This window comes from Sorangium sp. So ce119, from assembly GCF_051524405.1.
Taxonomy (GTDB): domain Bacteria; phylum Myxococcota_A; class Polyangia; order Polyangiales; family Polyangiaceae; genus Sorangium; species Sorangium cellulosum_G.
The window spans coordinates 1,508,786-1,522,235 of the sequence record NZ_CP150310.1; the positions used below are offsets into that span (position 1 = coordinate 1,508,786).

At 70.4% G+C, this 13,450-nt stretch carries 11 protein-coding genes; 4 read left to right on the plus strand and 7 right to left on the minus strand.

Going from position 1 to position 13,450, the window contains the following annotated elements; translation table 11 throughout:
- Nucleotides 1–24 precede the first annotated feature (24 nt).
- The 3 genes from WME76_RS05985 to WME76_RS05995 form a co-directional block, all read right to left on the minus strand.
- Nucleotides 25–1,143, minus strand: coding sequence for a hypothetical protein (locus WME76_RS05985; protein WP_437959230.1), 1,119 nt, complete (start codon nucleotides 1,141–1,143; stop codon nucleotides 25–27).
- Nucleotides 1,144–1,188: 45 nt separating this feature from the next.
- Nucleotides 1,189–2,442 (minus strand): hypothetical protein, encoded by a 1,254-nt coding sequence (locus WME76_RS05990; RefSeq protein WP_437959231.1) that lies wholly within the window; start codon nucleotides 2,440–2,442, stop codon nucleotides 1,189–1,191.
- A gap of 148 nt (nucleotides 2,443–2,590) precedes the next feature.
- Nucleotides 2,591–3,712: a DUF4419 domain-containing protein gene (locus WME76_RS05995; protein ID WP_437959232.1), complete on the minus strand. Its 1,122-nt coding sequence runs from the start codon at nucleotides 3,710–3,712 to the stop codon at nucleotides 2,591–2,593.
- Nucleotides 3,713–4,043: 331 nt separating this feature from the next.
- On the opposite strand from WME76_RS05995, the gene WME76_RS06000 reads away from it, so the two are divergent.
- Together WME76_RS06000 and WME76_RS06005 are read left to right on the plus strand one after the other, a co-directional pair.
- Nucleotides 4,044–4,781 (plus strand): Bax inhibitor-1/YccA family protein, encoded by a 738-nt coding sequence (locus WME76_RS06000; RefSeq protein WP_437959233.1) that lies wholly within the window; start codon nucleotides 4,044–4,046, stop codon nucleotides 4,779–4,781.
- A gap of 108 nt (nucleotides 4,782–4,889) precedes the next feature.
- Entirely contained in the window at nucleotides 4,890–5,315 is a 426-nt protein-coding gene (locus WME76_RS06005) for a cupredoxin domain-containing protein (RefSeq protein WP_437959234.1), read from the plus strand.
- Between the two features lie 33 nt (nucleotides 5,316–5,348).
- Here the strand turns inward: WME76_RS06005 and WME76_RS06010 are convergent, their stop codons facing one another.
- Entirely contained in the window at nucleotides 5,349–5,834 is a 486-nt protein-coding gene (locus WME76_RS06010; protein ID WP_437959235.1) for a hypothetical protein, read from the minus strand.
- A 385-nt stretch (nucleotides 5,835–6,219) separates the two neighbouring features.
- Between WME76_RS06010 and rplC the strand changes: the two genes are divergently transcribed.
- Nucleotides 6,220–6,921: a 50S ribosomal protein L3 gene (gene rplC, locus WME76_RS06015; protein ID WP_437959236.1), complete on the plus strand. Its 702-nt coding sequence runs from the start codon at nucleotides 6,220–6,222 to the stop codon at nucleotides 6,919–6,921.
- 77 nt (nucleotides 6,922–6,998) lie between these two features.
- Nucleotides 6,999–7,616, plus strand: a complete 618-nt coding sequence (locus WME76_RS06020) for an SAM-dependent methyltransferase (protein ID WP_437959237.1) — start codon at nucleotides 6,999–7,001, stop codon at nucleotides 7,614–7,616.
- 27 nt (nucleotides 7,617–7,643) lie between these two features.
- On the opposite strand, the gene WME76_RS06025 is transcribed toward WME76_RS06020, so the two are convergent.
- From WME76_RS06025 to WME76_RS06035, 3 genes are all read right to left on the minus strand, one after another.
- Nucleotides 7,644–8,831 (minus strand): acyl-CoA dehydrogenase family protein, encoded by a 1,188-nt coding sequence (locus WME76_RS06025; protein WP_437959238.1) that lies wholly within the window; start codon nucleotides 8,829–8,831, stop codon nucleotides 7,644–7,646.
- Nucleotides 8,832–8,910: 79 nt separating this feature from the next.
- Entirely contained in the window at nucleotides 8,911–10,704 is a 1,794-nt protein-coding gene (locus WME76_RS06030) for a L,D-transpeptidase (RefSeq protein ID WP_437959239.1), read from the minus strand.
- A 427-nt stretch (nucleotides 10,705–11,131) separates the two neighbouring features.
- Nucleotides 11,132–12,940, minus strand: a complete 1,809-nt coding sequence (locus tag WME76_RS06035; protein WP_437959240.1) for an SUMF1/EgtB/PvdO family nonheme iron enzyme — start codon at nucleotides 12,938–12,940, stop codon at nucleotides 11,132–11,134.
- Nucleotides 12,941–13,450 lie beyond the last annotated feature (510 nt).

A 13,450-nucleotide genomic window follows, 5' to 3' on the forward strand; every position in this document is an offset into this window, starting at 1 on the left:
CGTGGGGTTCGCCGCGCGTGCGCGTCACACCATGAGGTGGAATGCCGCGATGTCCGTGCGGACGGGCACGACCTTGCTCCGGTCCAGCGTGATCTTCATCTTCTCCGGCGCCATCGAGAGCGTGGGGCCGATGCTGGCCTCGAGCGTCGCGGCGACGGTGACGGACGCCTTCAGGCCGACCGTGGCGCTGACCGTGCCGCCGACCGTGCAGGTCACCTCCCCGCCGAGCGTCGCCTCGACCATCGCCCCCAGGACGACCTCGTTGACCATGCCGAGGTTGATCGTCGTCTCGATCCCTTCGACCACGGTCTTGCTGTCGCCCTTCGTGTACGAGTCCGCGTCCCCGTACATATCGCTCTCGGTGTCGGCGTGCGTCTCGGAGATGATCTTGGTCGCCTTCGTCTTGTTCTTGATGATGTCGGCCTCGGTGGTGTCCTCGATCTTCCCGTCGACCCTGGTCGAGGTCGTGATCGACCCGGCCTTCATGGTGGACTTCGACTCCCCCTTGACCGTCGTCTCGTCGGTCATCGACGTGGCGTGGGTCGTCGACACCATCGTGTCCGCCCAGGTCTCGTTGGAGATCGAGGGCACCGGCAGCTTCGCCGATCCGGTATAGGACGAGATGCTCTTGGCCCACGTCCTGTCGACGATCGTGGGGTTCTCGCCGAGGACGCCCGACGGAGGGAGCCCCCAGGGGTCCGTGATCTCGTCCAGGTCGCGCGGCGGGCTGTCGTGTCCGGTGCGGCTCTCCAGCTTGCTGCCGTGATGGAACTCGAAGGCATCGCCGTGGTAGGTGGTGTGCACCTCGCCCTTCACGGTCTTCTCGCGCAGGCGCTTCTCGCCGCGGGGGCCCTGGATGAAGTCGAACTCGCCCGACCCCTGGAAGGTGATGCTCTTCTCGTTGATCTGCCCGTCCTCCGCCTTCCAGCCGCTCTCGAACTCGCGCCGTCCGAGGACGGTCATCTTGTAGGTGCCCCCGATGACCTCGACCTTGTCGCCCCGCGTGGTCGTGACCCGGTTGCCGTCGGTGTGGTCGCGCCAGGTGTAGTCGTCCTCCTCGGCCGCGCCGACGCGCAGGAAGGACGACATGCCTTCGCCGAAATCAGGCACATGGAGGATACCGTACTTGCCATCGCCGGCCATGGGAGCTCCGTATCCGGTGGCGCGTGGAGCGTGCTGCTCGCGCCCTCACACGAAGAGGTTGAACGCCGAGATGATCTTGCTCGCGAGCGCGATCTCCGTCTTGCTCCCGTGGAGCTCGACGCCCGCCGGGCTGATCTTGATCGTGGGGCCGACGGAGACGTCGATGCTCGCGGTCATGCTGAGATCCACCTTGGCCCCGATGGTCACGTCCACCGTGCCGCCGACCGTGCAGGTCACCTCCCCGCCGAGCGTCGTCTCGACCATCGCCCCGAGGACCACCTCGTTGACCATGCCGAGGTTGATCGTCGTCTCGATCCCTTCGACGACCGTCTTGCTGTCGCCCTTCGTGTACGAGTCCGCGTCCCCGTACATCTCGTCCTTGGTGTCGGCGCGGGTCTCGGAGATGATCTTGGTCGCCTTCGTATAGCTCTTGATGATGTCGGCCTCGGTGGTGTCCTCCATCGTCCCGTCGACCTTGGTGGAGGACGTGATCGACCCGGCCTTCATGGTGGACTTCGACTCCCCCTTGACCGTCGTCTCGTCGGTCATCGAGGTGGCGTTCGTCTTCGTCACCATCACTTCCGCCCAGGTCTCGTCCGAGATCGAGGGCACCGGCAGCTTCTCCGAGCCGGTATAGGACGAGATGCTCTTGGCCCACGTCCTGTCGACGATCGTGGGGTTCTCCGTCGGGATCGCCTGGGGCGAGGGCGGATTCTTGTCATCGATGAAGTCGTCGGTGACATTCAGCGTGGGGAACGTGTCCGTGCCTGTCTGGCTCTCCTTGATCTTCCCGTAGTAATAGTCGTAGACGTCGCCGTGGTAGAGGGTGTGCACCTCGCCCTTGATGGTCGTCTCGACCACCTTCCACGTCCCGCCGTAGTTCTGCACCCACTCGATGGTGGTGCCGCCGCCGAAGGTCTCGCTGACCTCGGTGACGTGCCCTCCCGACACGTCCCAGCCCGCCTGGTGCTCCCCGCGGCCGAGGATGAGCAGGCGGTAGTTCCCCCCGATCACCTCGACCTTGTCGCCCTTGGTGGTCGAGATGCGGTTTCCGTCGGTGTGATCGCGCCAGCCGCCCTTCGTGTGCAGCTTCGCGGTCTCGGCCTTCCGCTCGCCCACGGGCACGAAATTCGGCGAGCCGTCCCGCTTGCGGTCGTCGTCGGTGAAGGTCTGAATCCGCTCGGCGAGGTCGTCACCCGGGTTCTCGCCGAGGGGCGCAGCGGCCCCGAGGCGCAGGTAGGACGGTTCCCCACCATTGAGATCCGGTACTTCGAGGAGCGCGAACTTGCCTCCGGACACAGTGCCTCCGTATCGAGCGAGGACAACGACGCAAGGCGTCGCCCCGTCGCTGTCGCCCTATCCTAGGTCACCGAGAGGTGGCCGTCCAAGCAGAAAACCGCGCGTCTCGCTCGCCTCGCGGGCGTGAGCGATCGCGGGAGCGCGCGCCTCACGAGGCCTCGGCGGGGATCTGGCTGGCCGACTCGGCCGCTCGGTGCGCGACGGCCCACACGAATTCCGGCAGGAGCGCGAGGGAGTGCGGGTCCTGCGTGACGCCGATCAGGCCGCTGATGAACTCCAGCGGGTGCTCGCGGCGGCCCCTGTCGATGAAGCGGAGCTGGGCGCTCGTCAGCCCGGGCGGGATCTCGGAGAGGCCGGGCCCCTGCGGGTTTCCGAGCCCTCCGAGCGCGTCGCTCCGGGCCTCCGCGGCCAGGTAGCGCTCGTGCCACGTCTCGATATAGGGGTTCGGGGCGAAGTAGTCGTTGGGCCAGGCGCGCAGGTAGGGAAACAGCACGTGGATCCACCCGGTGAGCTCATCGGCCGGGTTCTCGTACCTGAAAAAGGCGCGCCAGAACTTCGGATCGGCGCGCCCCTCCGCCGACGCGGCGATCTGGTCGAGCACGGGCAGGAGCGCGCGCGTCCAGCGATCCTGCCCGAAGGAGCCGAGGGTCGCCGCGCGCTGGCGCACCCAGCGCCAGTCGTCGGACGTGCCGAGCAGGTAGATGCGCGGGATGCCGCGCCGCGGGTACACCATGTCGCCCGGGAACGGCGGCTCCCAGTCGTGGTGCGGCGCGAGCGGCGTTGTGACGGTGAGCTCCGACGCGACCCGCTCGACCGGCCCGGTGGTGGAGAAATTGGCTGTCACGAGCTCTCGCAGCCTGCCGATACGCGCCGAAACCTGCCTGGAAAAATCCGGAAACAATGCGGGCCACGGGTTCACGTCGCCCAGGGTGAAGTCGGGCCGCTCGACGACGAGCTCGAACTCGTGATCCTCGGGGAGGAAGCGGCGCCGCTGCTCCTCGCTCGCGGCGAGGTGGAGCGTGAAGCCGCGCGCCAGGCAGAACCAGATCACGTCGGGCGAGAGGACGAGGGGATAGCGCTGGGTGAAGGCGGTATAGGCGGCCTGGACGAGCGGGTGCAGGTCGGTGCGCCCCACGAGCGGCAGGCGGTGGCGGTAGGTGGCCTCGATCGGCGCGACCAGCAGGCTCTGTATCGCGGCCTCGCTCTGGAATTCCGGCAACGGCGCCGTCGCGGGCTCGACATCAGCAACGACGATCGTCCTAACGTTCATGACCCCTGGCCCTCCTGGCCCGCCGCGGCGCCCTCGTGACAGGGCGCCGTCCTTCGTACACGAGCGTGCCGCGCGCGACAACCAGCGGCGCCGGGCCGCCGATCCCGGTGGCGCGGGGTGGAACGCGCGCCGTCGACGCCGGCGGCGCCGTCGACGTCATCGACGCCATCGACCCCTGCCGGGCATGGTCCCGTGGTAGCGTGACTTTTCGAGAGCGGAGGACGCCCGCGCGCCGCGCCGCGGCGATGTTGCGCGCCGCTGGTGGATGATGCACGACTACGGACGCCAGCTCGCGGCCGCAGCGGGTCGCCCCGGAGGAGGATCGCAGCAGATGAGTTCACGCCAGCCGAGTTCGTACGTGGCGAGCGCGCCGGCCAACCCGAAAGCGGCCCTGCGGATCGACTATCTCAAGAAGGTGTATGGGCTCTTCACGGCGAGCCTGGTCCTTTCCTCCATCGGCGCGATGTGCGCGCTCTACATCGGGGCGCCGGACGTGGAGGAGGGGGGCGCGATGCCGCCGCTGGTCGAGCTCTTCGCGGCTCACCCGATCCTCTCGATCGGGATCGTGTTCGGCGTGATGTTCGGCGCCCGCGCGGTGCGCCGCGTCCCCGGCGTCAACGTCCTCGCGCTCTTCGGGATGGCGGCGATCCTCGGCGTCACCACGGCGCCGGCGCTCTACATGGCCCAGGTCGCCGCGGGCCTCGGCGGCACCCTGTCGTCGGCGCCGGTGCGGGACACGTTCATCCTGACGGTCCTCACGTTCGGCAGCCTCACGCTGGGCGTCCTGCTCACGAAGGAGGACCTGTCGTTCCTGGCCAGCGGGCTGGTGATGGGCGCCATGGTCGTCCTCGGCGCCATGCTGCTCAACGTCGTTCTCGGGAGCACGCTCCTCGGACTGGCGATCGCCAGCGTCTCCGTGCTCGTGTTCGGGGGGTACGTCCTGTACAACACCTCGCGCCTCCTCCACTCGGGCGAGGAGGACCCGGTCGGCGGCGCGCTCGACCTCTACCTCAACTTCATCAACCTCTTCTCGTCGATCCTGCAGATCCTCTCGGGCCGCCACTTCTGAATCGCGCGCGCTCGTGCACCTGACCGCCTCCGGGCTCCTCTCTCGCCCGGGGCGGACGCTGGTGGGCAGCTTGACGCCCCTTTTCCGGTGGGTAAGAACGGGCCGACCATGAGTCGCCCGCTCCGCGTCGCTGCGCTTGCCGTCTCCCTGTCGCCGCTCGTCAGCGTCTTTTTCACCGTCTCTTTCACCGTCTCTTGCAGCAAGCCCGCCGAGGGGACGCCGGCGGCAGCGGCGGAGCCCGTCGAGCTCGCCGCGCCGGCGAACGTCAAGCGGGTGGACATCGCCGTCAACGACAGCGGCTTCTCCCCGTCGACGATCGAGCTGAAGAAGGGAGAGCCGGTCGTGCTCCGCTTCACGCGGACGACGAAGAGCGAGTGTCTGAAGGCGATCGCGATTCCCGATCTGAAGATCGAGAAGGACCTGCCGCTGAACACGCCGGTCGAGGTGGCCGTCACCCCGGAGAAGGAGGGGAAGATGGTGCTTCAGTGCTGGATGGCGATGATCAAGGCGACCATCAACGTGGTCGGCTCGTGACGCCGTCGCGCCTTCGTGCGGGGCGCGACGCTGTCAGAGGATGAGCCAGAGCTCGGCGTCGTAGCGCTTCGCGTCCCGCGCCCCGCGGCGCGTCCCCGAGGCGGGCGCCGCCGCGCTGGCCGGCTCGCCGGGCGGCCGCGTGGGCGGCGCGCCGGCGTGGGGCACGTCGATGCCCGAGGCCGCGCAGCGGGCCACGGCGAAGCGGAGCATCTCGCGCACGTCGCTCGCGGTGAGCATGCCGCTCGTGCGGTGGCGCGCGATCGCGGCCGCGCGGTCGACGCACTCGACGCAGGGCGCCGCCTCGGACCTGAACCGGAAGAGCAGCGTCCCCTCGGGCCACCCGAGCGCCGTCGCCTCGATGCTCACCACGACGAACTCGCCGTCACGGACCACCTGCGTCGCGGCCGCGCTCGCGCTGTCCTCGCCGCCGTCGGCCGCCCCGCCCCGCAGCAGAAACCAGTAACGTTCCATGAGGCGCTCGACGTCGCGCGGCTCACCGTGAGCGATGATGTCTGTCATCCATGACCTCCGAGGTCTCAATGTGAGACCTTGTCCCGGGTCCGGCGACGCCATGGAGAGTCAGGAAATGTCCTCCCAGACGGACAATGTCCGGGCGGCCTCTGCCGCGGCGCGGCGCGGTCTCGGCGTCGCCTCGAGGCTGTCAGGGGAGGCGCAGGAACGTCGCGGCAGTGTGAGCTGGATCACGAGGCAAGCGGTAAGTTTCGCTTCCCTTTGGGGGCTCCGTGAGTAAGCTCTGCGCCCCCCAACCCGCCCGGCGGAAAACGCCCCGGTTCTTCGCTCCGAACCGGCTCTCATCGAGGCGCGCCGAGGGGATCGCCCGCGCGGCGCGCCGCGCGGTACCAGTCCGAGCCACCCCCAGACGGAGCGAGAAGGCAGTCGCATCATGAATCAGCATCCCGGCATCATCGGCAAGAAGATCGGCATGACGCAGATCTTCAGCGAGACGGGCGAGGTCCTGCGTTGCACGGTCGTGCAGGCGGGCTGCGTCGTCATCGGCAAGCGCACCCTCGAGAAGGACGGCTACAGCGCCCTCATCCTCGGCCTCGGCGAGCGCGCCGAGCGGCACACGACCAAGCCGCTCGCGGGCGCGTTCAAGAAGTCGGGGCAGACGCCGAAGCGCATCGTGCGCGAGCTGCGCTGCAGCCCCGAGCACGCGGCGAAGTACGAGCTCGGGCAGACGCTCAAGGTCGACGAGATCTTCGAGGTCGGCCAGCGCGTCGACGCGCAGGGCCGCTCGCGCGGCCGCGGCTTCAGCGGCGTCATCCGCCGGTGGAGCTTCGCCGGCGCGGTGAGCTCGCACGGCACCCACGAGTACTTCCGCCACGGCGGCTCGATCGGTACCAACATGACCCCCGGTCGCACGCTGCCCGGCCTGAAGATGCCCGGCCACTACGGCGACGAGACGGTGAGCGCGCTCAACCTCAAGATCGCGAAGCTCCTCCCCGAGGACAACCTGATCCTCATCGAGGGCCCGGTCCCCGGCCCGAAGAACCAGGTCGTCACGATCCGCGGCGCCGTGAAGAAGCGCGGCGGCAAGGGGCTCCCCACGCCGGCGCAGCAGCCGACCAAGAAGAAGGGCGGCTGAGCCGCCCGTCCGGCGGAGCGCGCGCGTAGGAAGACGAACGCGCGCGCGCGCCCTGCCGGCACGCCCTCCGGTAAACCGTGCCGCAGAAGCCCAGGAACCCCTACAAGCGCCCGGACGCCTTCACGAAGGCGGCGAAGGCGCAGGGCTATCCGGCGCGCAGCGTCTTCAAGCTCGAGGAGATCGATCGCCGGGTGCGGCTGCTCCGCCCTGGCCAGCGCGTGCTCGATCTGGGCGCCGCGCCCGGCTCGTGGTCGATGTACGCCGCGCAGCGGATCGGCGCGTCGGGCAAGCTGCTCGCTGTCGATCTCTCGCCGATCACGGCGGCGTTCGGCCCGCAGGCGACGGTGGTGCAGGGGGACGCGCTCTCGCTGACGAACGAGGCGCTCGCGCAGTTCGCCCCGTACGACGTGGTGCTGTCGGACATGGCGCCCGCGACGAGCGGCAGCAAGATCGCCGACCAGGCGCGGAGCTACGAGCTGTTCATGCGCGCCGTGGCCGTGGCCGAGGCGCTGCTCGCGCCGGGCGGCGCGTTCGTCGGCAAGATCTTCATGAGCGAGGACTTCGTGAAGGCCCGCGACGCGCTGCGGAACCTCTGCGAGGAGGTCCGGAGCATCCGGCCCGAGGGGACGCGCGCGAACAGCGTGGAGCTGTTCCTGGTGGGGCTGCGGCGGAAGGCAGCGGGGAAGACGGGATAGGCGCGCGGGGCTGCCTCGAATACCGCCTCAGAACGCGTTGTGCCCCGTGAGCGCGTTCCCGAGGATCAGGCAATGCACCTCGTCGGTGCCCTCGTACGTGTACACGCTCTCGAGGTTGAGCATGTGCCGGACGACCGGGTAATCGAGCAAGATCCCGTTCGCGCCGAGCACGCCGCGCGCGGTCCTCGCGATCTTGAGCGCCCAGCCGACGTTGTTCCGCTTGCACAGCGAGACCTGCACCGGGCTGATGCCGCCGGCGTCCTTCAGCCGCGCGAAGTGCAGCGCCATGATCTGCCCCTTCGCGATCTCCGTCGCCATCTCGACGAGCTCGGCCTGGATGAGCTGCCGCGACGCGATCGGCTGGCCGAACTGCGTCCGCTCGCGCGCATAGGAGACCGCGGTCTCGTAGCAGGCGCGAGCGGCGCCGAGCGCGCCCCACGCGATGCCGAAGCGCGCCTGGGTCAGGCAGCCGAGCGGGCCCTTCAGGCCGACCACCCCGGGCAGCATGTTCTCCTCGGGGACGCGCACCTCGTTCAGGACGATCTCGCCGGTCGGGCTCGCGCGCAGGCTCATCTTGCCGTGGATGAGCGGCGTCTCCAGCCCCTTCATCCCCCGCTCCACCACGAAGCCGCGGATCGACTCGGGCCCTCCGTCATCCACCTTGGCCCACACCACGCAGAGGTCCGCGATCGGCGCGCTCGTGATCCACATCTTCGTGCCCGTGAGCACATACGAGCTCCCGTCCTTGCGGGCGCGCGTCTTCATCGAGCTCGGATCCGAGCCGCTGTCGGGCTCCGTCAGCCCGAAGCAGCCGATCAGCTCGGCCGCGGCCATCCGCGGCAGCCAGCGCTGCTTCTGCGCCTCGGAGCCGTACTTCCAGATCGGGAACATCGCCAGCGAGCCCTGCACGCTGACGAAGCTGCGCAGGCCGCTGTCGCCGTACTCGAGCTCCTGCAGCGCGAGGCCGTAAGCGACCGAGTTCATGCCGGCGCAGCCGTAGCCGGTCAGCGAGCCCCCGAGCAGGCCGAGCGCGGCGATCTCGGGGATCAGGTCGGTCGCGAACTCCTCGCGGGCGAACAGGTCCGCGGCGCGCGGCAGGTAGCGCTCGCGCACGAAGCGACGGACGGAGTCGCGGACCATGCGCTCCTCGTCGGAGAGCAGCGGGTCGATCGCCATGAGCTGATCGAGCGAGACGGGCTCCTGCGCAGCGGCCATGGGCAGAGCCTCTAGCGTGCCTTCGCGCGGCGCGGAAGGGGCAGCGCCGGCGGGCGCGGCCGGCTCACGGGCGGCCAGCTCACGGTCGGATCGAGACGAGCGTGCCCTTCCTTAGCGAGAGCGCGCCGTGCCAGGCGGCCGGCACCTCGGGCGTCGTCCACTCGAACAGCCAGGCGGCGTCGAGCGGCGCGAGGTTCACGCAGCCGTGGCTGCGCGGGGTGCCGAAGTCGTCGTGCCAGTACGCGGCGTGGAACGCGAACCCCTCGGTGAAGTACTGGACGAACGGCACGTCGCGGAAGTCGAACGGATCCTCGTCCTCCTCGTCGCCGTCCATCGTGACCGTGACGTGCTTCGTGTGGATGCGGAACAGCCCCTGGATGGTCGAGCGCGTGGTCGCGGGGTCGCCGAGGCCGTCCGCGCCCGTCGAGACCAGGGTCACGTAGACAGGGCGCGAGCCCTCGTAGGCGACGAGGCTCTGCTGGTTGATCGAGACGTCGATCCACTTCCGCCCGCGCACCGCCCACGCGGGCGCCCTGGGGAGCGGATCGACGCGCACGACGTCGTCGGCGCGGACGAGCGAGCCGTCGCGCGCCTCGAGGTGATCGACGCCGCCGACGCGCCGGGAGGCGCCGGACAGCGGGATCGCCTCGCGGAAGCGGAGCGGGGCGCGGGTGAGGCCGCCGCGCTCGCCCGGGACGAGGCGCGAGGCGTGGCGGCGCTTCGCGAAGGCCACGGGGAGCGCGACGTCCTCGGCGAGCCGGAGCCCCGAGAACGCGCTCGGCCGGATGACGCGGGTGCGGTCGAGCGGCAGGACGGTGAGGTCGGTGGTCAGGCCGAAGCGGCGCCCGTCGTGATCGAAGGTCGAGAGCAGCGCGAAGCCGGAGCGCGTGCGGGCGCGGCCGAGGACGAGCGCGTCGGGCGCGCGGCGATCGCCGGCGAGCCCGGGCGCCGGCCGGCCATAGAGCAGGACCGAGGGGGTCGCGTCGGGGGGCGGCGGCGCGACGAAGTCGGGCGCGCGCGCGGCGGTGGCGGCGCGCAGCAGGTGCGGGCCGAGGTCGGGCTCGGCGGCGCGCTGCTCGTCATCGCTCGGCAGGCGCGCGTAGAGCGGCGGGGTGGGGGAGCGCGACATCACGTACGTGTAGGGCAGGCCGTTGAGCCAGGCGGCGAGCTCGGCGCCCGGCGCGGCGTGGAGGGCCGGGGGCGCTGCGTCTGCCGCGGCGTGGAGGGCCGGGGGCGCTGCGTCTGCCCCGGCGGGGAGGGGCGCGGGCGCTGCGTCTGTCGCGGCGTGGAGGGCCGCGGGCGCCGCGTCTGTCGCAGCGGGGACCGCTCCGAGGCGCGCGTGCGGGGCTGCGGGCGCGGCCTCGCCGCGGAGATCCAGCGAGGCGAGCGCGGCGCGCGGGGCCGCGGCCTCGCCGCGGGGGGCCGACGGCGCGGGCGAGGCGGGCTGGGCGAAGAAACGGCGGATGGGGCGGCGCGACGAGGCTTCCACCGCGAGGTCGTGGATGTTGAGCGTGGCGCTGGCGCCGATGCAGACGTAGCCGCTCGGCTCGATGCGGTACCAGCCCCCGGCGCACGACTCCCTGCCGGACGGCTCCGGCCGGCGCGCGACCACGGCGCCGGCGCGCAGGTAGCCGATGCGCCGGCTGGTCCAGCGCGGCTCGGCGAACACCCAGGTCTCCCTGGCGATGCTCGCGAGCTCGTGCACCTCCTCTTTCGGCGTCAGCGGGGCGGTCGGGGGCGGATCGAGCCGGGGGAGCTCGTCGGAGCCGTCGTCGACGAGCTGCGGCGGCAGCACCGGCAAAGCGAGCGGGTCGACGCCTGGCGCCGCGAGATCCGCGGCTGGATCCGTCGTGGCGCTCGCCGTCGGATCCATCGCGGCACCCGCGCCGGGGGGCGCCGCGGGCCCTGCAGGATCCGCGGCGGCCGCCGGGACTGCCAGCGAGGGAGCAGGGGCCGCGAGGGGGGGCACCGCCGCGCTTGCCGGCGCGGTGACGGCCGAGGCAGGAGCAGGGGCCGGGGACGTCGCGGTCGGCTCGGACGCAGGGCGCGGGCAGCTCACGTTGAGCGCGGAGAGCGCAATCGTCGGCAGCAGGAGAAAGCCTCGCACGCGCATACGGACGCGCGTAACAGGAGGCGCAGACGAGGGCCAAGTTCGAGGAGGCCTCCTGTTCGTCGTCCTGCTCTCAGCGCCGGTGTCCTCCGCCTTCAGCCGGCGACCGCCGCCAGCTCGCGCCAGCGCGCCGCCGTGCGGCGTCGGGCAGCGCGCGACCGGTGAAAGCGACCGCGGGCCCTGCTGCAGCTCAGAGGTCGCGCGCGCACATGGCGGTGACGTAGTAGCGCCGCGTGGTGTTCGCGTAGGCAACCTGATAGTCCGTCGTCTGCTTGAACGCGGCGGCCAGGAAGCTGCCGCCGTGCATGAAGCGCGTGCTGGAGCGGTTGTCGAGCCGCGAGCAGTCGTTGCAGGGCGTCAGAAGCTGATAGATGTCGGCGCCGTCGCGGGTGGACTTGTACGCGTTGCCGGCGAGATCCAGGTGACCCCAGCGCCCGGCGCCGTGGGGGAAGCTGCCGACGTCCGTGATGTCCGTGTGCGCGCAGGGATACTGCCGCGAGTCCGTGGGGTAGTTCGTGATACAGCTATTCCCCGGGGTTCCGTCGCCCGCCGGGGTTCCGTCGCCCTGGCAGCACCAGGACCCGTCCTGGAGCGTGATGTCGGAGACGCTGGAGCCGCCCCACGGATAGATGCGCTGCTCGTCGCCGCCGGCAGAGGCGTAGTTCATCTCCGCCTGGGTGGGCAGCCGGCCGCCGTCCCACGCGCAGAACCCGAACAGCTCGAACCACGTCGCGCAGACGATGGGCTTCTTCTCCTTGGCTCCCGGGGTGTCGCTCCAGGTCGGCCAGCCGTACGGATCGCAGATGAGCGCAGTCCGGAGCGCGCCCGTGTCGGCGGCGAGCTGCGAGTTCCACGACGGGTCCCAGCCGCTGTTGGGGATCTTCGGGTGAGCGCCCGAACCGGCCGCCGGCGGGTTCGCCTGCGTCGGGCCGCCGGTCTGCTCGATGTACTGACGGAAGCGCCCGACCGTGATCGTGTACTTGTCGAGGTGGAAATCGCTGATCGTCGCCGGAAGCCCCGGGTTGTTGAGCCGGTTGAACGTGCCGCCGGGCACCCGGAGCGTCGCGCAGCAGTCGTCGTTCCCATCGACGCCGCAGCTGGCGCCGGCGCCCGGCGCGTTGCTGTTGCAGCTTATCGGCAGGCCAGACACCCCGCCTCCACTTCCGCCGCCCTCGCCCCCGGCGCCCCCCTCTCCGCCAGCGCTCGTCGTCGTGGTCGTGGAGCTGGTGCTGGAGACGGTGGTGGAGCTGGTGCTGGAGACGGTGGTGGAGCTGGTGCTGGAGGCGGTGGTGGAGCTGGTGCTGGAGGCGGTGGTGGAGCTGGTGCTGGAGTTGCTCGTCGTGCTCGTCGAGCCGGCCCCCGCGGCGCTGTCATAGCAAACGCGGAGAGACGGACGCTTCTCCTGCGAGTTCTCGCTCGTCCGGATGTGCGTGCGATTCGCGGTCTGCTCGAAAAGCACCCCGTTGTTCGGCACGGCGCCGCTCACCCAGCTCTGCACGAGCGCCGTGAGGCTGAGCGTGTGCTCACCGTAGATGTACCCCTCGCTCGCCTTGAGGGTCCCCACGACCTCGGGATCCCAGGCCGCTGAGTGCGAGTTCCACGTCACCCTGCTCTCATCCCACGCCGTCGTGACCCGGTGTGCGCGCATCACCTCGGGGACCGCGGCGCCCATGTGAAGGGAGAGGTCCGCGGAGACGACGATGGCGTCTCCGGGGATCGACGAGAGATCGAACGCGATCAGCGCGTGCATGCGCGCCCCGTTGCTCTCGCCGGCGTACATGTCGCCTCCGCTGAGCGTGGCGTCGGCGTGGCTGGTATGGATGAGCGCATCCCTGACCACGCCCGTATCCCCGGTGCGCTGTAGCGTCACGCAGACCGTCGCCGCCTGCTCCGCCTCGGTGATGAGCTCGCCACCCGCGTCCTGCGCGTCGACGCACCCGGCGAGCGCCGCGCCGGAGGCGGCGAGCGAGGCGAGGAGCAGATGCCGAGACCCTCTCACGAACGTCCGACTGCTCATGACGCTCTCCGATCCGCCTCGCCGGCGAGCTCAGCCCGCGAGGGCGCCCGTGATGCCGTCGCGCAGGAGCGCCAGGATGCGCGCCTGCAAAGAGCCACACCTGCCTGCACAGCGTGAAGCATCATCCTCATCAGGTCAGCCGTCGGATCGTTCTGTCGTCAGAGCCGCGCAGCAGCGCGCGAGCCAAACGATATCGTTCTACGGCTTCGAACGGAGCGCGTCAATCGAGGATTGATGTTTGCTGTCAGGGACCTGTTGGTTCTGTTTGCGGTGTCAGTGCAAATCGAGCGCCGTGGCGGGATGTCTGGCGATGTCGCTCCACGTTTCCGCGTCCGCGTCCGCCGTTCACGCGGAGCGCGCGGAGCGGTGGTGCATTTTGTCACTCAATCAAATCCTGGAGGGAGGGATGGATGGATGGCGCCCGAGCAGAGATGCCTGCTTTGGCCTACATGATTGTCTGCGCGCCTGGCTTCGCGTCGCCGGAGATCCAGT